General features: G+C 55.1%; 24 protein-coding genes and 1 pseudogene. All 25 read left to right on the top strand.

Translation table 11 applies throughout. The features are described 5' to 3' along the window. The first annotated feature begins 3 nt into the window (after positions 1-3). The 25 genes and pseudogenes from DAQ1742_RS20740 (at position 4) to DAQ1742_RS16665 (ending at position 18,441) form a co-directional block, all read left to right on the top strand. On the top strand, positions 4-129 hold the full coding sequence (locus DAQ1742_RS20740) for a hypothetical protein (RefSeq protein ID WP_269472538.1): 126 nt from the start codon (positions 4-6) through the stop codon (positions 127-129). A 14-nt stretch (positions 130-143) separates the two neighbouring features. Further along, on the top strand, positions 144-464 hold the full coding sequence (locus DAQ1742_RS20655; protein ID WP_232046541.1) for a hypothetical protein: 321 nt from the start codon (positions 144-146) through the stop codon (positions 462-464). A gap of 122 nt (positions 465-586) precedes the next feature. Further along, positions 587-1,137, top strand: a pseudogene (locus tag DAQ1742_RS16775) (phage virion morphogenesis protein). A gap of 200 nt (positions 1,138-1,337) precedes the next feature. After that, positions 1,338-2,477 (top strand): phage protease, encoded by a 1,140-nt coding sequence (locus DAQ1742_RS16770; RefSeq protein WP_035345445.1) that lies wholly within the window; start codon positions 1,338-1,340, stop codon positions 2,475-2,477. Further along, on the top strand, positions 2,470-2,865 hold the full coding sequence (locus DAQ1742_RS16765) for a hypothetical protein (protein WP_035345447.1): 396 nt from the start codon (positions 2,470-2,472) through the stop codon (positions 2,863-2,865). Before DAQ1742_RS16770 ends, DAQ1742_RS16765 begins: the two co-directional genes overlap by 8 nt. Before the next feature lie 17 nt (positions 2,866-2,882). Beyond that, entirely contained in the window at positions 2,883-3,791 is a 909-nt protein-coding gene (locus DAQ1742_RS16760) for a Mu-like prophage major head subunit gpT family protein (RefSeq protein ID WP_035345450.1), read from the top strand. After that, on the top strand, positions 3,791-4,156 hold the full coding sequence (locus DAQ1742_RS16755; RefSeq protein ID WP_035345452.1) for an HI1506-related protein: 366 nt from the start codon (positions 3,791-3,793) through the stop codon (positions 4,154-4,156). Before DAQ1742_RS16760 ends, DAQ1742_RS16755 begins: the two co-directional genes overlap by 1 nt. After that, on the top strand, positions 4,156-4,584 hold the full coding sequence (locus DAQ1742_RS16750) for a gp436 family protein (protein WP_035345455.1): 429 nt from the start codon (positions 4,156-4,158) through the stop codon (positions 4,582-4,584). Before DAQ1742_RS16755 ends, DAQ1742_RS16750 begins: the two co-directional genes overlap by 1 nt. A gap of 5 nt (positions 4,585-4,589) precedes the next feature. Continuing rightward, positions 4,590-5,249 (top strand): DUF1834 family protein, encoded by a 660-nt coding sequence (locus tag DAQ1742_RS16745; protein ID WP_035346450.1) that lies wholly within the window; start codon positions 4,590-4,592, stop codon positions 5,247-5,249. After that, a complete protein-coding gene (locus tag DAQ1742_RS16740; RefSeq protein WP_083960943.1) occupies positions 5,230-5,442 on the top strand; it encodes a DUF2635 domain-containing protein in 213 nt (70 codons plus the stop codon). The genes DAQ1742_RS16745 and DAQ1742_RS16740 overlap by 20 nt, the downstream gene beginning before the upstream one ends. Then, positions 5,435-6,856, top strand: a complete 1,422-nt coding sequence (locus tag DAQ1742_RS16735) for a phage tail sheath C-terminal domain-containing protein (protein ID WP_067486439.1) — start codon at positions 5,435-5,437, stop codon at positions 6,854-6,856. The genes DAQ1742_RS16740 and DAQ1742_RS16735 overlap by 8 nt, the downstream gene beginning before the upstream one ends. Before the next feature lie 16 nt (positions 6,857-6,872). Further along, positions 6,873-7,250 (top strand): hypothetical protein, encoded by a 378-nt coding sequence (locus DAQ1742_RS16730; protein ID WP_035345461.1) that lies wholly within the window; start codon positions 6,873-6,875, stop codon positions 7,248-7,250. Between the two features lie 2 nt (positions 7,251-7,252). Then, positions 7,253-7,627 carry a hypothetical protein gene (locus DAQ1742_RS16725; RefSeq protein ID WP_035345463.1) on the top strand — a complete coding sequence of 125 codons (375 nt, stop codon included), beginning with the start codon at positions 7,253-7,255 and terminating at the stop codon, positions 7,625-7,627. Positions 7,628-7,632: 5 nt separating this feature from the next. Beyond that, positions 7,633-7,776, top strand: a complete 144-nt coding sequence (locus DAQ1742_RS16720) for a hypothetical protein (RefSeq protein ID WP_158513798.1) — start codon at positions 7,633-7,635, stop codon at positions 7,774-7,776. After that, positions 7,777-10,092 (top strand): phage tail tape measure protein, encoded by a 2,316-nt coding sequence (locus DAQ1742_RS16715; protein WP_067486442.1) that lies wholly within the window; start codon positions 7,777-7,779, stop codon positions 10,090-10,092. Beyond that, positions 10,092-11,456 (top strand): DNA circularization protein, encoded by a 1,365-nt coding sequence (locus DAQ1742_RS16710; protein WP_035345470.1) that lies wholly within the window; start codon positions 10,092-10,094, stop codon positions 11,454-11,456. The genes DAQ1742_RS16715 and DAQ1742_RS16710 overlap by 1 nt, the downstream gene beginning before the upstream one ends. Further along, positions 11,440-12,663, top strand: coding sequence for a phage baseplate assembly protein (locus DAQ1742_RS16705; RefSeq protein WP_035345473.1), 1,224 nt, complete (start codon positions 11,440-11,442; stop codon positions 12,661-12,663). The genes DAQ1742_RS16710 and DAQ1742_RS16705 overlap by 17 nt, the downstream gene beginning before the upstream one ends. Next, positions 12,653-13,213 carry a phage baseplate assembly protein V gene (locus DAQ1742_RS16700; RefSeq protein ID WP_035345476.1) on the top strand — a complete coding sequence of 187 codons (561 nt, stop codon included), beginning with the start codon at positions 12,653-12,655 and terminating at the stop codon, positions 13,211-13,213. Before DAQ1742_RS16705 ends, DAQ1742_RS16700 begins: the two co-directional genes overlap by 11 nt. A 65-nt stretch (positions 13,214-13,278) precedes the next feature. Next, positions 13,279-13,626 carry a phage GP46 family protein gene (locus DAQ1742_RS16695; RefSeq protein WP_035345479.1) on the top strand — a complete coding sequence of 116 codons (348 nt, stop codon included), beginning with the start codon at positions 13,279-13,281 and terminating at the stop codon, positions 13,624-13,626. Beyond that, positions 13,627-14,688 carry a baseplate J/gp47 family protein gene (locus DAQ1742_RS16690; protein ID WP_035345482.1) on the top strand — a complete coding sequence of 354 codons (1,062 nt, stop codon included), beginning with the start codon at positions 13,627-13,629 and terminating at the stop codon, positions 14,686-14,688. Further along, positions 14,685-15,251, top strand: a complete 567-nt coding sequence (locus DAQ1742_RS16685) for a YmfQ family protein (RefSeq protein ID WP_035345485.1) — start codon at positions 14,685-14,687, stop codon at positions 15,249-15,251. The genes DAQ1742_RS16690 and DAQ1742_RS16685 overlap by 4 nt, the downstream gene beginning before the upstream one ends. Continuing rightward, entirely contained in the window at positions 15,248-15,946 is a 699-nt protein-coding gene (locus DAQ1742_RS16680; RefSeq protein WP_145916138.1) for a phage tail protein, read from the top strand. Before DAQ1742_RS16685 ends, DAQ1742_RS16680 begins: the two co-directional genes overlap by 4 nt. After that, positions 15,946-16,557, top strand: a complete 612-nt coding sequence (locus DAQ1742_RS16675) for a tail fiber assembly protein (RefSeq protein ID WP_067486445.1) — start codon at positions 15,946-15,948, stop codon at positions 16,555-16,557. The genes DAQ1742_RS16680 and DAQ1742_RS16675 overlap by 1 nt, the downstream gene beginning before the upstream one ends. A 104-nt stretch (positions 16,558-16,661) precedes the next feature. After that, complete coding sequence (locus DAQ1742_RS16670) at positions 16,662-17,363, top strand: Mom family adenine methylcarbamoylation protein (protein WP_035346460.1); 702 nt, start codon at positions 16,662-16,664, stop codon at positions 17,361-17,363. Next, entirely contained in the window at positions 17,332-18,441 is a 1,110-nt protein-coding gene (locus DAQ1742_RS16665; protein WP_408609441.1) for a hypothetical protein, read from the top strand. Before DAQ1742_RS16670 ends, DAQ1742_RS16665 begins: the two co-directional genes overlap by 32 nt. The last annotated feature ends 11 nt before the right edge of the window (positions 18,442-18,452 follow it).

Here is an 18,452-nt window from a genome sequence, read left to right as displayed (position 1 = left end):
TTCGTGAGTAACACACTGCTTAACAAACAGTCTCGCGGCCAGTTGCGGCATGTCGGCGCGCGCCGTCAGCCGTCATCGACAGGCTGGCAGAGAAAGGCGCGGCGGTTGAGTCAGCAGTTATTACGCTGACAGACGAGAACCTGTTGCACGCGGTTCGTGATAGCAAAGAGGCGCAGTTGCCTGCCGAGCTTTGGCGGCGTTTGCCGGAGTTTATGCAGTCACCGAAGGCGATCTTGTATAACACGCAGAAGACCGATGCGGCGTTGACCTATGTGCTGGAGCTGCCAGATGCCGCAGGAAAACTGGTGGTGTTTATTGATCGCGAACTCAAAGCCCGCCCGCCAGGCGGCGGAAAGAAAGAGCGGATAAAAACGAATCTGATACGAACAGGCAAAATGCTGGCGAATGATGAATCACTGAAGAATAAAGGGGTTAACGAGTTGCTGTGGGGAAGTCTGGATTAGCGGCGGGAATAGCGCCGGACTCGAACCGGATCATGCTCTGACGGTCATGGCCGTAGCAGCAACCGTTACCCATTGGAAACAACTACTCACTCGCCGCTGATTAATTATACATCAGGATAATCATGAGCAACAGTTACGAGATCAAATACAACATTACCGATTTTGAAAAAGGTCTTGGCGAGCTGATACAGCGCCTGGAACACCGCGAGCCGTTGATGCGTGAGCTGGCGGCGGCGATGCACGATGCTGTCGAAGAGAATTTCGCATCGCAGGGTCGGCCTGCATGGGCGGGATGGAGTCCGCGTTATGCCCAACAGCGCCAGGGCGGGAAAATTTTGCAGAAATCCGGCCGTTTGGCTACAAGCATCAACGAATATTCAGACAATGACACCGCGACTGTCGGCACAAACGTTGCCTATGCCCGCATCCACCAGGAAGGCGGCACAATCAACATCCCCGCCCGCAGTCAGCAGGCCTACTACAGGCAGCACAAGGATGGCAGTATCGGCAACCGGTTCGTCAAAAAATCACGGTCTAACTTTGCGCAGTGGAACACCATCGGTGAATACAAAATTAAGATGCCGGCGCGGCCGTTCCTGCACCTCACCGAGCCAGATGTGGACGGATGGAAACGACGGCGCAAACCTATTTGCAACGTGTCATTGATGCATAGCGCTGAATGCGTCTGTATATCGCGTTGAATCCACACCATCACAGTATCGCGAGTGCTACAGCGGCGTAAAATCGTTTTTAAACGGGTTTTAAAAACGGTTGCATCCGTTATCATGACCGCATTAACGACCCCACCCCGCATTATCACCCACTGAACCCCATCACATTATTTCTGTTTTCAGGCTGACTTACCTTCTCAGCATGAAAAAGAAACCGCTCATTGCCGCCCTGGCGGTAGAAATCAATAAAGCCTCGTTGGGCACTATTCAGTTGTTCCCCGCTGGCGAGTTCCGCGCCCGTGATGGTCGCCCAGCTGAATGCGATTGCTGGCTAATGAACGCCGAGATTGCCCAGGTGTTGATCGCAGCGGCGGCGGCATCAAAAACGCCGTTTGTGCTGGACTATGAGCATCAAACTCTGAATGCAGCAAAAAACGGTCAGCCCGCCCCGGCTGCTGCGTGGTTCCATGCGCTCGAGTGGCGTGATGGTGAGGGATTGTTTGCTGTCGACGTGCAGTGGACGAAAACCGCAGCAGCGATGATTGATGCTGATGAATACCGCTATATATCCCCTGTTTTCTCCTATGACAAGTCAGGTCGTGTGCGGCAACTGCTGCACGCAGCGCTGACTAACACGCCGGCCCTTGATGACATGGAGGCTGTCATTTTGGCCGCCACCTCGTTGTTGATGGCTGCAACAACCACAAACGAGGACACTATGGACGAACTATTGGAGCGTCTGCGCTGGATGCTGAATTTGCCAATCACAGCAACGGCAGAAGACATTACCGCCGAGTTAAACAAACTCATTGATCAACTGGCCGCCGCGCCAGCCGGAACGGCAGCGGCATCGTTTCAGACGCTGTCTGCCACCCCGTTCAACCTGATTGAAAGACTCACGGCAGATGCCGCAAACGTTGCTGCACTGACCGCGCAGGTTGCCAGTCCCGACCCGGCCAAATGGGTGCCGGTTTCGGTGATGCAGCAATCTGTTGCCGAAGCGCTCGCAACCGCAAACAACAACGTCGCTGTCCTGGCGCAGCAGCAATGCACTGAGCTGATTGCCGCAGCATTGTCCGATGGTCGGTTGCTGCCCGCACAAAAATCCTGGGCGGAATCTCTGGCGGCGTCGTCCCCGGACAGTCTGAAAGACTTCCTGTCAAAAGCACCCAAAATCGCTGCGCTGACGTCTACCCAGACCGGTGGCCTGCCGCCCACTGGCGCACCGAAGAAAGCCCCTACGGCGCAGGACGACGATGTTATCGACCCGGCTATCTGTTCGTTAATGGGTGTTGATCCCGCAGATGTTGTCCAGTTTATCAAGGAGAACCGCAATGAGTGATCGCAACACACCGCACCGCGACGGCGAGCTGTTCGCCGTTCCCGTCGCGGCCAGCACTGAGATTTACGGCGGCCACATCATCGCCGCCAATGCTGCCGGTTATGCCGTTCCGGCCACAGCTAACGCAGCACAGGTCACGCTGGGCGTCAGTGACGGCTGGGTTGATAACAGTACCGGTGCGAATGGGGATGCTGACGCTATCGTGCGCCGTGGCCGCGCCTGGCTGTTTGCCAATTCCTCCGCCGATGCCGTTACCCAGGCGTCAGTCGGGCAAAACTGCTACGTCGTGGACAGCCAGACCGTCGCAAAGACCAGCAACGGCAGTGCTCGACCAGTTGCCGGTAAGGTTCAGGCTATCGCTGATGATGGCGTGTGGGTTCTGATCTGATTTAAAGGAGAAATACTGTGTTAGTGAATGCAGGCAATGTTCGTCAGATTTTTATCAATCTGAAAACCACGTTTCAGAAGGCGTTTAAGCAGGCGTCGTCTGACTGGCAAAAGGTCGCAATGCTTGTGCCATCGACAGGGAAGGAGAACGATTACTCCTGGCTATCCCGCTTCCCAAAAATGCGGGAGTGGATCGGCGACAAGGCGATCAAGTCGCTGGAAGCCTTTAACTACACCATCCGTAACAAGGACTGGGAAGCCACTGTCGAAGTTGACCGCAACGACATCGAAGACGATCAGCTTCTTGGCTACGGTATGCAGGCGCAAGCAGCCGGTCAATCCGCCGCTGAACTGCCTGCGGATATCGTCTTTGCGTTGTTGAGTGATGGATTTACGAATCTGTGCTACGACTCCCAGCCGTTCTTTGATGTTGACCACCCCGTTGCAGGTCGTTCGGTATCCAATAAAAGCACCAAAGCGTTGTCGGCCGCATCGCTGGCGGCTGCGCGGGCCAGTTATGGTGCAGCCCGCACTGCATTGCGTGCAATGAAGGACGATCAGGGGGCATCCCTGCGCATTACCCCCGGCCTGCTGGTTGTTCCCCCTGCGCTGGAAGATGTGGCGAATTATCTGATGACGGCCGACCGCTTCCCGGATAACACGCCCAACACGTACAAAGGAACGGCTGAAGTGCTGGTGGTGCCGGAGCTGAAAACCGATACCGAGTGGTTCCTACTTGATAACGCGCAGTTGATGAAACCGTTGATCTACCAGGAGCGTAAAAAGCCGGAATTTGTTGAGCAGACGGATTACAGCAACGACAACGTCTTCTCTCGCAAGAAATTCCGGTTTGGGGCAGAAGCCCGCGCCAACGGCGGCTACGGCTTCTGGCAAATGGCCTATGGCTCAACGGGAGTAGACGCATAATGCCAATCCAAATTACCGCCCGCGTTGAAGGCTTTCGGCGTTGCGGCATCGCACACAGCGCGAAAACCCGGACTTATCACGATGACGAGTTCACTGCCGAAGAACTGGCGACGCTGGAGGCCGAGCCGCAGTTGATCGTCGTGCGTATCAGTGACGAACGGGAAACCGCCAATGATAGTGCGGCGCTGTCCGCCGCCCAGGTTCGCATTGCTGAACTGGAGGTCGCTGTGCAGGAACGAGACGCCCAGCTGACAGCCGCGCAGGACGCCGTTGCGGCGCTGACGACAGAGCGTGATGCGCTCAAGGCTCAGTTAGCCGCAGCGGCAACGGCAACGGCAACCGATGATGGCAAGGCGAAGAAATAATGTACGCGACCCGCGATGACATGGTGCTGGCATTCGGTGAGCGTGAGTGTGTCTCGCTCACCGACCGGGCTTTCGCCGGTGAAATTGACGATGAGGTACTGACTGGCGCGCTGACCCGCGCCAGTGCTGAAATCGACAGCTATCTCGCCGGGCGCTACCCGGTGCCGTGGACTGACACGCCGCGAATTCTGGTCGGTCGCTGCTGCGATGTTGCCCGGTATTTGCTGTGTGGTTCGGGCCAGATGACAGATGAAATCCGCGCGCGTTACGAGGACGCCATTCGTTACCTTGAGCGCGTTGCAGATGGGCGCATCACGCTCGGTCGTCTGCCGTCAGGTGATGTGGTTCAGCCATCGGGAACCAGCACGACATTCACGTCGGCCGGGCGTCGGTTTGGGCGGGACTCTACTCAGGGAGGTGCATTTTGAACACCATCAAAGATATCGAACTGGCAATCATCGACAGGCTAAAGCGCGGGCTCGGGCGGATTGCGCCGACTGTGTGCTCGTATGGTGGTGAGCTGGATGGAGAACCGGCAGAAATCGCCCGCGCGCTGCCCGCCTGCTGGGTGACGTTTGGCGGTATACAGAGGACTGAAAATGCCAATCTCACTAAACGTAAGTACAGAACACTCGGCCGTTTCGTGGTGATTGTGGGTGAGCGCAGCGTGCGCAGTGAAGAAGCGTCGCGGCATGGCGGTGCGCGTCTTGACGAGGTCGGGACGTACCGCATGGTTACCGCTGTCCGTCGCTTGCTGTCTGGGCAGGATATGGCTGATGCCGGGCTAAGTATTCAGGCGCTGATGCCAGGGCGCGTTAGAACGCTGTTTAACACGAGCCTGAAAGACAACGCGCTGTCGGTTTTTGCGTGTGAGTTCGACACGGCATGGATGGAAGAGGCGCTGGAAAACGGCAAGTACCCGCGGTCTGGTGTCGCACCATTCCACCCGGATGCGATTTTCAGCGGCTATTCCGGACAGGTAAGTGAAGACGACCCGGACTGGCTGAGAACACGCTTTAGCTACGACATTCCACAAACCCCGGCCCGGCCGGATGCAGAGGAAATCATCACTCATGTCACAGATAACAGTTAAAGCGGCACCTGGTGTGCGCGTGCCGCGTGAAGAAAACGCCCGGCGCTATATCGATGATGCGCCAGTGCATGTGGAGCGCACGGCGTATTACTTGCGCCAGATTTCAGCCGGTGACCTGGTGATCGTCCCGGATGAAAAGGCGGTATCCGGGCCGAATGTGAAGACCAAAGCGGAGGCAAACAACGATGGCTAGCCCTAATGTCACGTTTTACGAAATTCCAGGCAGCACACGCAAGCCCGGTCGGTATTTCGAATTCAACACTCGCCTGGCGGTGCGTTCGCTACCTGGCAATCAGCAAACAGTATTGATGCTGGCTCAGATGCTGCCGACTGGCACGCAGCCGCCATTAACGGCTGTCGATGTGTTTTCCTCTGACGAGGCCGAAACCTATTTCGGCGCGGGTTCGATGGCGCATCTGATGGTGGTCAGCGCGCTGACCTGTTACAGCTACCTGCAATTACAGGTCATCGGCATCAGTGATGCGACCGGCGCACAGCCTGCTTCCGGTACGGTCACGGTGACGGGCCCGGCCGCAGGTAACGGCACGATGAGTGTGTGGGTTGGGACAGCCCGCGTCAACGTTGCTGTGTCAACCGGTGACACCGCTGCTGCCATTGCAACTGATATGGTGGCGGCGCTGAATCAACAGGCGGCGCTACCGGTGACGGCTGTGGCGGCCAATGGCGTTATCACGTTCACGGCCAAAAACAAAGGGGCGGCGGGTAACGAAATCGTACTGCGGGCGGCGGCAACTGCGTCGGGCGTCAGTGTTGCAGCAACGGCAATGACCGGCGGCGAAATTAACCCGGACATCGCACCCGCGCTGGCACACGTGTTCTCTGCGGGCCATAGCATCATCGTTTGTCCGTATGCGACGCAGGATGCGCTAACCGAACTGCGTTCGCACCTGGACAACGCATCCGGGCCGCTGGAGCAGCGTGGTGTCATCGGCGTCACTGGCTGGAAAAACTCGCTGTCAACCGGTATCACGCTGACGTCGAGCATTAATGCCGGACGTATCACAGCGGGATGGCACCGCGACTCTGTCTGTACCGTCGCACAAATCGCGGCAGGGTATGCCGCAATGGTGGCGAGCGAGGAAGACCCGGCACGGCCGCTCAACACCCTGGCAATGTCGGCGCTCGACGTGACCGCGCTGGCGTCACGCCCGATGCGCACCGAGCAGGAAAAAGCCTTGTATAACGGCCTGGCTCCTTTCGAGATCGGCCCCGGCGACACGGTGCAGATAGTGCGTGCAATCAGTACCTATACAAAAAGCGCGGCCGGTGTTGACGATGTGGCCCTGCTGGATATCACAACCATTCGCACCCTCGACTATGTGCGCAAGGCTTGCCGTGAGCGCATCACGCTGCGTTTCCCGCGCGACAAGCTGAGTTCCCGCACGCCTGCAAAGGTTCGCAGCGAGTTACTGGATGTGCTCTACAAGCTGGAAGAGCTGGAGATCATCGAGAACGTCGACGCAAACAAAGGCGCGCTGATTGTTGAGCGTGATTCGCAAGACATGAACTGCCTGAATGCTGCCATCCCTGTTGATGTTGTGAATGGGTTGCACGTGTTTGCGGGCCGCATCGACCTGTTGCTGTAACTGACGGAGAAAAACAATGGCTATTGAGGAATACGTCGGGTCAATCGTTCTTGAGATTGACAGCCGTGAGCTGGAATGTACTGACCTGAAGGTCACATCGAAGACGGGACGAAAACTCGTCAAAACGATGAACAAAACCGGGCGTGCGAAGGGCTTCGCTCGGGGTATCGCTGAATATCAGCTGGCGGCAACAGTGGTGATTCCGTTGGATGGTGACCTGGACTGGGAGGGCATGGAGGGTGTGAAAATCACGCAATACCCATTATCCGGCTCAGGCGGCAAACGCACCACGTACATGGACTGTTTTACGACGGATGTCGGCGCGCAGTACTCAACTGACAACGAAGCGAAGCGCGATATCACGTTTCAGTGCTTGAGAGTAGTAGAGGAATAACAATGGCCCAGTTACTGCACGGAATTGAAATCGACGGCCAGTTGCATTTTGAGTTCAGCGCCCGCCTGCCCGTTATCGGCGACACCGTTGATGCTCTGGCTGTGACGCATGACGCACGCGGTACGACAGCCGGCCCTGCCGCCTCGCTGTTCTACCGGGTCGCGGTTACATCCAGCGTGCTGACCCTGCCGGGTGTCGATGCTGAAAAAATCACGCCGGAACTACTGCTTGATCAACTGTCTGACGACGATTTTGATGTGATTGACGCGGAGATTGAAAACATCAAAAAAAAGCGGATGCGCGAGAATCCCAACTTGCCGGATACCGAGCAGCAACCCTCGCCCTCGGCCGATACGGCATCACAGAAGCAAGAATAGCTGCTATGACCCGCCCGGAACTGGATGGGTATCTCAACGCGCTGGCGGTACTGAATGGCGGCAAACCTGCCGCCGATAAGCAACAGTCAGGTGGTAACACTCGCGTTATTAAGTCGATGAGAAAGAAACGCAAGCAACGAGGCAAATAAATGGCGCGCAATCTGCAACTGGCGTTAACGCTGACCGCGAAAGATGCTGGCTCACAAGTGCTACGAAAGGCGATGGCCGACGCGGTGACGGCAACGAAAAATGCTGAACGGGCATCAACTGAACTGGCTACCACACAGCAGAAAGCGAGTACAACGGGCATTCAGGCGTCGCGTGCACTGTCGTCTGAGTTTCAGCGGGTGGCAAATGCCAGGGAAACGCTCGGCATTCGTTCGGAACGGCAGATACAGCGCGAGATACAGCAGACGATGTCGGCTTACAACCGTCTTACACGCAGCGGCATGTTGTCGGCGAATGATCAACGCCGTGCGTTTGCGGCGATGACTGAGCAGTTGACGCGGCTGCGCACTGAGCTGAATGGTACGGCAAGCGCAATGGGTAAGTTTGAGCGACTGCGTAATGCCGGGGCCAGCGCAGCGGCAGTGGCGGGTGGTGTTGCTGCGGCGGCGGCTGTGGTGTCGCAGCCGATAAAAAACGCTCAATCGTATGAGTTTCGTCTGGCGAATATGGCGAACACCGCGTATGCAGACCGGGATATTGCTGGACGCCAGGCCGGTATGGGTGAGCTGGATAATGTGATTCGTGACTCTGTTAAATTTGGGGGCGGAACAAAAGAGGGGGCGGCGGAAACACTCGATACGCTGCTGGCGTCTGGTGCTGTCGAAATGGATTCGGCCAAAGCGATGTTGCCGGTGTTGCAGAAATACTCGACAGCGACAGGGACTGACTCAAAAGATCTGGCGCAGATTGCGATACGGCTAAAGCAGACATTCGGCATATCGGATAAGGACATCGGAAAAGCGCTGAATATGGCTATTTCTGCTGGTCAGGGCGGCGGATTTGAACTAAAAGACATGGCCAAGTGGTTGCCTCAGCAATTGGCGTTAGCCGGGTCTGCGGGGATGAAGGGGCTGGGTGATTTTTCAGTGCTGCTGGGGTTAAACCAGGCGTCTGTGATCACTGCGGGGACAAAAGACGAAGCTGGTAATAACGCAGTGAACCTATTGCAAAAAATTAACAGTCAGGACGCCGCTAATGCAGCAAAGCGAATAAAAATCAACGGTAAGGGAATCGACCTTCCGGGCTCAATTGCGGCTGCGCGCAGTAAAGGCATGAACGCGCTGGATGCATTTGTCGGCATTGTTGATAAGGTTGTCGAAAACAACCCAGAGTACAAAAAACTACAGGAAAAACTGGCTACAGCAAAAGGCGCCGAGCGTCACGAAATAATTGAGTCGATGGCGAAGATTTTAGAGGGATCTGCCGTCGGTTCGATGGTCGCAGATCGTCAGGCATTGATGGCACTAATGGCGTATCGCAGTAACAAGCAGTACGCAAAAGACATCGCGAAAAATGCTAACGCACAGCGTTACTTGCAGGATGGCGAAACGGCGGGCGATAAAAATTTTCAGCTGATACAAGGCACTGGGGTTTTCAAGGCGGAGCAGTTGGGTAATGCGGCGGATCTTGGTCAGATTGATGCTGTCAAACCGCTTGCAGATGTGATCGGGCGCATATCTGGGCTTCTGACCGATTACGCGAACGAATACCCGGCACTGACAACGGCGGTATCCGGTGCGACAGTCGGCGTTAAAGCGTTGGCGGCGGCGGCGGCTGTTTTTGCTGGAATGCGATTGTTGGGGGGTGGAAAAATCCCAGGCATTACCGGCTCTGGTGGTAAAACTGACGGTTTCAATCCGATGGATTTGATTACTGGTGGTAACGCGAGTGGTGCAGTGCCAGTGTATGTAACGAATTGGCAAGATCAAGGGGGGAAAGATGACGGCTTGCTTGATAAAGCCAAGGACCTGCCGGGTCGGATTGGCAAGTATGCGGCATACGGTGCGTTTGCGCTAGCAGTTGCGTCAATCGCGACAATGACAACTCCGGAGGAGGAGGATGAGCTGCAAAATGGCCCGGCAAAATGGGATGAGCTAAAAAATAACTACGGACAGGATACGATTGATGCGGCACGTAAGCGCTATCAGCCTTGGTATCAAGTTGGGCGTGGGTATGCAAAAGAAAACGAAGAATGGATCAAAAAATACCTGGCTGATAATGTCAGCGACGAAAGCGGGAGTTGGTGGAGCAAGCCATCAACAATTGGACAGGGCGCAGGCGGTGTCACGTCGTCTTATCTGATGCAAATCCCTCAGCAGCCGGTTGCCACCCCTCAGCCTCAGCCGCCTATCACTCACATCACAAAAATCGAATTGGATAGCCGCGTACTCGCCGAGGCGGTGAACGAGTACAACGGCACGCAAGCTGTCCGGGGTTCAGTTGGGGGTGGCTACTAATGGCATGGACTGACAATTTGCAGGACGCGAAGTTTCGCGGTATCAGGTTCGATGTCGTAAACGTCAAAGACGGCGAGCAACGCGACATTGCACAAGACGAATACCCGTACATTGACGGCGCAGACGTGCGCGATATGGGGGCAAAGCCACACACTGTTGCTGTGCGCGCGGTTTTTTTTGGTGACGACTATGAGGTCAGGCTGCAGGCGTTTATCGAGGCGCTGCGTAAACGCGGTGCGGCAGAGTTGATACACCCGGTGTTTGGCTCAATGCCTGCCATGCAGGTCACTGATTTTAGCATCGAACACGAAGCCGACAGTATAGATTACTGCACTGTTGATGTGCAGTTTATGCAGTCAACGCCTGGCAATCCGTTTTTTGTCACAAACTATCCGCAATCCAAGGCCGACGAGCTGTTCAGTCGCTCGCAGTCGCTGATTGACAGCACAAGTAAGATGCTGGAGAACGTCACAAAGCCATTGCGCACGGCAAAGGCGATGATGAATAAGGTAAAAGGCCTGGCGAACGGCGCGCTAAACATGATTGCGGTTTTCCGCAGTGATATCTCCGGGTTCGTCAGTAGCGTCACAGATTTTGTCAATTATCCGGCCGCGTTCCTGCGTGATTTGCAGTCAGCATTATCGCTGAAAACCGGGGCGTCAAAATCCAGCCTGCACTCGTCCTATACCGGCTCGTACAGCGGGGCGGATGCGGCGACGGAACAAGCTGCAGCAGCAACAGCGTATACAGCATCCCCTGCAGTTGTGATGTCCGACTGGTCAAATACGCAAACCGCGCTGACCGCCGTTCAGGCCATGCCCACCGACATTATGACAGGCAGCGTTGACGCGGCGGTTGAGATGCCGCCACAACTCACGACGTCGGATATCATTGAGTTAATTGTTGTCGTCACCATTGTTGTTGCAATCGAAGCAGCAGCAGAAGCATCTGCCGTACTTGAGGATGCGGCTATCACCGCAGTATTGACGCCGGATGACGTCGAGAAAATCACCAGCGATACGCGCACGATGATCCAGACAGCAATTGACAGTACGCGCACCGCCTTTGAGCCAGCGATGAACGATATCAGCAGTAGCGAACAACCAACGGGGCTGACATATCAGCCGGTTATCGAGCAGCTAAAAGCCGTCGCGCTGCTGGTACAAGAGATGGCGGCGGCGGTTATTGAATCGAAACCACAACTGATTCAACGCACTGTCGCCGCCCCCGGAAATCTGCACCTGGTGGCGCATCTTTGGTATGGCGACTATACGCGCGCTGACGAGTTGCAACGGCTGAATCCGCAGGTGTGTGACCCTAACGGACTTGTCGCGGGAGACGTGCTCAATGCCTACGCAGAGTGATAACAATACAGTCTCAATTATCGTCAACGGCAAGGCGCACAGCGCGTGGTCGCGCTATCAGATTGACAGTGATTTTCTGGTTCCGGCCGATGCATGGAGCGTTAGCCTGGGGCTACCTGAAGGGGCATTTCCGACGGGCATCACGCGTGGTGCGCCGGTACAAGTGAAAATAGGTGCAGACGTTGTGATGATTGGCCGCATTGATCGCATTCGCCGCGCGGCAAGCAAGCGCGGTTTGACGCTTTCGCTCAGTGGTCGCGATAATATGTCTATATTGGTCGATTGTGCCGCCCCGCTGTTAACATCGCGCCAAATTGGGCTTGAAGAGGTTATCGCTCAGGTGGTTCGCCCGCTCGGCATCACAAAAATCCAGCTGAACGCAGAAAGCTCCATGCGTAATGACAAGATTTCAACAGAACCTGGTGAGCGCGCCTGGGATTTGCTGCATCGGGCGTGCGCCGGGCGCGGGCTGTGGCCGTGGTTTTCCCCGGATGGGACGCTGATGATCGGCGGCCCGGATTACACCGCTCCGCCTGTTGCGACACTGATTTTGCGGCAGGACGGCAAAGGCAATAACGTGATTCAGCTCGACGATGAGAGCAGCGAAGACCGCTCGTTCTCTGAATTGACGGTGTTAGCGCAAGGGCACGCGCACACGACAAAAAAGTCAAAAAAGCTGGCGATTGTCGATGTCGATAACGCATCGACAGCAACCGCGTCTGAGTCTGATGATGAAGACAACGATGATGACGAGCTGGACATGTACACCGGCACTGCTGAAACCGGTATGCACGGCCTGAACGCCAGGGCATATGACCCGTCCGTGACGCATTACCGGCCGCAAATCATCGTCTGCGGGGATGCGGAGAGTCAGGAGCAGATGAACTATCGCGCACGCAAGGCGATGGCTGATGCGCGCCTTGCCGGTTACGACATGACTGCTGTCGTTGCAGGGCATCGCACATCTGACGGCCGGTTGTGGGAGCCGGGTCAGCGCATTCACGTTATCAGTGATGTGCATGGCATCAACGCCGTGTATTTTCTGATGGGTCGTGAGTTCGTCGGTGGCAGGCAGGACGGCGTGCGCACGACGCTGAGACTGAAAGAAGACGGCGTCTGGATACCTGACGCGTTTCCGAAGAAAAAGCGCAAGCGCCACCGCAAACACAAAAACAAGCAGCAACTGGGGATTGTCGATGTGGGATAATGTTGAAGCAAAGATTCGCCGGGCAATGAACAGCGTCAGGCAAGCGTTTAGGGTGCGTTTATCGCGTGTTAACAGCGTGGGGCCGGTGCAGACGTTTCAGGCAAATGGGCTGGCTGGGGAACAGATTCAAGATGCTGAGTTGTTCCAGCATTATGGATTTACGTCAAACCCGCCGCCAGGCACTATGGGGGTTGTGATCCCGCTGGGCGGCAGAACGTCGCATAGCGTCGTTGTCGCCACCGAGTCGGCGTCGTATCGAATCAAAGCGCTTTCGTCGGGAGAGGTTGCGATTTATACCAATGAAGGCGCGGCAATTGCACTAAAAAAGGGGCGCATAATTACGGTTGATTGCGATGAATATCGGGTCAACTGTAAAAAATATATTGTCAATGCGAATGAAGGGGCGGATTTTAATACACCTTTATTAAAGGCAAGTGAAGAAATCGCAGATAAAACATCAACGATGAGTCGCGTCCGCGAAATTTACGACGGACATAACCACCCTGGCGATTCCGGCGGCACAACCGGCACACCAAATCAGTCAATGTGATCCCGGCAATACCCACTGAACCCCGTCACATTACTCTCTTTCACCATGCAGGCCATCATGGCTGCATGGACAATTTATTGAACCCAACAACCGGCGATTACGCTGGCACAGCAACGGCCACATTGGCTAATGCTGTGTATATCCGACTCATGACCCCACATGGGTCATATTGGGCTGTGCCGTCGCTGGGTTCAAAGTTGCATCTGCTGACGCGCGAAAAGAATGTTAGTCGCGTCTATACGCTGGCTCGTCAATACGCTGCCGAAGCGTTGCAGCCGCTTATTGATGACGGTCGTGCGACATCAATCGACGTCGCTACAGAGGCGGGCGATAACGGCTGGCTGATTCTGATTATTGATGTGACCGCGCCCGCCGGGCGTGAACTGTTTAAATATCCGGTAAGGGTGAGTTAAATGGCGTTCGTGACAGATTCGTTTGATGAGACGCGCGCAAAAATCCTGGCGGATATTAAAAATTTATTGCCATCGGCTGACGTGTCTGAGGACTCTGATTTTTATATCCGTGCGTCGTCGGTCGCGAGTGTTATTACAGGATTATATCGTCATCAAGCCTGGATAGTCCGGCAGATTTTTCCTGACACGGCGGATACAGAATATCTCGAATGGCACTGCCGGCTGCGGAATATAACGCGCAAGGCACAAACGACAGCATCAGGATTTATTTCAGGAACAGGTGAACCCGGCGCGACGTCAGCAGTGGGGCGCACGATAAATCGTGGCTCTCTGTCGTATACAACAACGCAGGCTGTAACTGTAGGCGCTGACGGTAAGTTTAGCGTCGCTGCCGTCCCCTCTCTTGCTGGCACGGCAGGCAATACAACAGCGGCAGTTACAGGGACATTTACCAGCACGCCGCCAGGGTTCGATAGTGTTGTCACAATAGGTTTGATGGCAGGCGGCACGGAACGGGAGACGGATGCTGAGATGCTCGCCCGCCTGCTCGATGTGATTCGGCGGCCGCCTGCCGGTGGCAATAAATACGATTACAGACGCTGGGCAATGAGTGTTGACGGCGTTAGCGCGGCATACGTTTATCCGCTGCGGCGGGGGCTGGGAACTGTTGATGTGGTAATCACGTCAGCCAGCGGGCTGCCGAGCGCTGAAATTATTAACAAGGTGCAGGCGTATATCGACGACGTCAGGCCGGTCACAGCAAAAAGCACAATGATATTAGCGCCGACCCCCAAGAATGTTGATATTTCCGTCGCAATTAGCGTCAGTGGCGTAACCGTGCAAGCTGTTACGCAAAATATTCGCGATGCGTTGACGAGTTATTTTAACACGCTGGAGCCGGGCGAATCATTTATTCGAAGTCAGGCTGAGATGCTGATATCGCAAATCGGCGGTGTTGTTGACCGCGCTATAGTCAGCCCGGCCGGTAATATTGCGGCGACAGTAAATAACAATATTGTTGAGTGGCTGCGAGCCGGAAATATCACAGTGGCGATGCTATGAAAGAGTTGCTGTCATTATTGTTACCTCCAGTTTCATATAGCCCCAATGCCGAGCAATTATCCACCGAATTAACTGCGGAAGGCGATGCGCTATCTGCAACAAAGGCACGGGCAAACGACGTATTAGGCGCAGTCACCCCGCTGCGTGCAAACGGGCTGCTTTCGGACTGGGAGCGCGTTCTCGGCATCGCTCCTGCGGTTGGGCTGTCGTATCAGCAGCGCCTGGAAGATGTTCTGATAAAAGTCGCTGAGACGGGTGGCCTAAGCATTCCGTACTTCACGGGGCTTGCTAAGAAAATGGGGTACGACATCACGATTGATGAGCTCATGCCGTTTCGGTGTGGAGTCAGTCGCTGCGGGCAGCGTCTGGCATCGACGAACATCCGATTTGTCTGGCGCGTCAATGTCGGGTCATCCTCGGTCAAAAAATACTATTTCAGAACAGGCATTAGTCGTTGCGGTGAGCGATTAATGTCATCGCGGGACGCTGTTATTGAATCTGTATTTAACGAGCTGAAACCTGCACACACACTGTGCGTTTTTAATTATACGGAGGCCAAATGAAGCCGCTAATTCCTGTCACGACGCAGTCGTCAGACGGTGCGTTTTATGATGAGAATAAAGTTACCGGCGAAGAGGGAACAATTGTAGATGCCGCATACATGAATAGTATGCAAGGCGCTGTTCGCAGCATTCAAAGTGAATTGCTGACACTGCTGGGGTTTGCAGGCATCAATGCAGACGGATCATCGACAACGCAACTGATGATGGCTCTGGACTGGCGTTATGCAAAATTAACCGGCTTGACTCAGAAACTGGATATCGCAGATATCGCAGGCATCCCGCTGCCGTGGCCGCAGGCTAGCGCGCCCGCAGGCTGGCTGAAATGTAATGGACAGGCGTTTGACAAAACGCTCTATCCCAGGCTGGCGGCGCTGTATCAGTCTGGCGTATTGCCAGATTTGCGCGGCGAGTTTATTCGCGGCTGGGATGATGGACGCGGGGTAGATATGGGGCGTGGATTGATGTCAGCGCAGGGCGACGCTATTCAGAACCACGGACATGGCGATATGCGCTACTCGGGGCAGGCGGCGAGCGGCGGGAATTTACCAATCATCGACGGTGGCGGGGCGTTTAGTGGTGGCGGGGATTTGATTGGCGGTATATCGATAAGGGCGATCTCTGGCGGCCAGCCGCGCGTATCATCTGAAACCCGCCCCCGCAACGTTGCATTTAACTACATCGTGAGGGCCGCATAATGCAAACCAATGAAATCGCTGTATTAGGCGAAAATGGACTGGCGTCAAACACTGGCTGGCTGACGGTTTATCACGCTGATACGCAAACCGGCGAATATAACGGCAGCAGCGATGAGTACCTGATGACCGGCACCGGCGTGCCCGCACACAGCTATGCCGATGCGCCACCAGCCGATGTAGCGACCGGGCAGGCAGTGCGGCGCGCTGCCGATGGGTTGCGCTGGGAGGTGGTGGCGGACTTTCGCGGTCAAACGGCGTATGACACCCGCACCCGCCAGCCGCAGGTGATTGACACGCTCGGTGATTTGCCGGAACACCTGACGTTGTTGCCGCCATCCGGTGAGTTTGACCGCTGGCAAGACGATACGTGGGTGACGGATACGGCGGCGCAGCACGCCACAACGGTACTGGCGGCGCAGCGCGACCTTGATGCACGGCGGCAGGCCGCCCGTGAGCGCATCAGCGAGCTGACCTATGCCGAAGAACTGGCGATGGCGACAGAGACGGAAACGCGCTTACTGAAAGAGTGGAAAATCTATCTGGTGCAATTAGGTCGCATTAACACTGCCGCCGCACCGGATATCGACTGGCCGACGGAACCAGCACACTGAACGAGGTCATATGACATTCTGAGCCCGCCACCCATATGATCGTATTTGATAATCAATATTTGAATATTGATCTGTTAAATCGATCGTATTGGTGCCTTATAAAGATGAAGAAGTTTACGTCGCGCGTATTAATCAAGCCAGATATCATAAAATACAACGGCTCTATTGTCGGGTATGGCTCACCGGAACTGCGGGTTGAAACAATCCCAGCCTGGCTGGCTCGAGCCATTGTTGTTAACAAGCATTATTCAGGCAGGTTTGTTAATAATTCATATTTGCATCTTGGGGTATTTTCCGGGCGAGATATCGTTGGCGTATTGCAGTGGGGGTATGCGCTAAACCCAGCAAGCGGCAAACGTGTCGTCGAAGGAACAGGAAACAAAGAGTACATGGAGCTAAATAGAATGTGGCTACATGACTGCATGCCGCGCAATTCAGAATCAAGAGCGATCAGCTACTCTCTAAAAACCATCAAGCTCCTACACCCCGGCGTTCAATGGGTTCAGACATTTGCTGATGAGCGCTGTGGCCGTTCCGGGGTTGTCTATCAGGCATCAAATTTTGAATATATCGGCAGTCACTACTCAACGTTTTATGAGTTAGATGGTGAGTTTTATCACTCTATTGCAATGAATGCGATTAAGCGCGGCGGCACTAGAGGTGAATATCTAAGAGAGAACAAAGAGCGAGCTACAGCGCATCGCTTCCGGCAGTTTCGGTATATCAGGTTTCTAAACAAGCGGGCGAGAAAGAGACTAAACACAAAGTTGTTTAATATCCAGCCATACCCGAAAATCACAAACTAAAAGGCGGCGAAAGGTTTTACATAATGCAAAAGGCGCAATATCTGCGCCTTCGCGCTGTGTAAAATCTATTGCAAATCTATGCGAAAAATTTCGCCACGCTACATACTGCGTGCATTATTGCGTGTATCACAGCCAGCACCCGCTGGCGATGCGCTCCCACATCGAAGCGCGGCTGGATGCGGCACTGATGCGCAAAGACCCGCAGGCACTGTGGCAGGTGGCGGAAATTCGTGACGCCATCGAACGGCAGCCGCAGCAGCATCACCTGTTTGTGGTGCTGGCCACCTCGGTGGCGGAAGTCGGCCGTGACCACGATTACGACTGGGCCATCGCTGAACCCAGCTCGATGCGTTCATTTATCCAGTTAGCCGGGCGTATTCTGCGCCACCGCCAGCGTGACGAGTATGTGCCGACCTCTCCTAACTTTTATCTGCTAAGCCATAACGTGCGGGCGCTGAAAGGCGAAAACGTGGTGTTCCTTCGCCCCGGTTTTGAATCGGAGCACGGTTTCACACTCGCCAGCCACGACCTGCGGGAGATCCTCAAACCGGAAGACTACCAGCACATCAGCGCCGCGCCGCGTATTACCGAGCCACCGTTAGATCTCAAAAATCTGACGCTAATCAGCCTCGAACACGCAGCATTAAGGTTAATGCTGTTGGGGAGGGCAACACCGCGGCCGACGGATAAACCGGCCGCGGTGTTGTGGTGGAAGGTTGCGTTGCACTGGAACGGCGAACTACAGCGGCGCACGCCGTTTCGCCGCTCAGACCCGCAGCAGCGTTACTGGCTGCGATTGGAAGATGAAGGCGACGATCCGGTCTTTATGTTGCAGGACGATGGGCCGAGCGGCTGGAAAAAAACCGATGAGATTCGCTCAGTACAACAGGCTATGGCCGATGGCGTCAGCCAGTGGGTAGAGATGGATTACACCGCGCGTTATCTGCAACTGGCTGAGGAAAAACAGTGGGAGTTAGCCAGAGTCAGCGATCGCTTTGGTGAAATCAGCATCAGCACCCGCGACAACCGGGCGTGGTGCTGGCACCCGTGGCTCGGGGTGTTTGGGGAACAATCATGATGACAGGAGGA

Origin of the sequence: Dickeya aquatica (assembly GCF_900095885.1) — a bacterium.
GTDB classification, from domain to species: Bacteria; Pseudomonadota; Gammaproteobacteria; order Enterobacterales; family Enterobacteriaceae; genus Dickeya; species Dickeya aquatica.
This window is presented reverse-complemented; position numbering and strand designations above follow the sequence as displayed.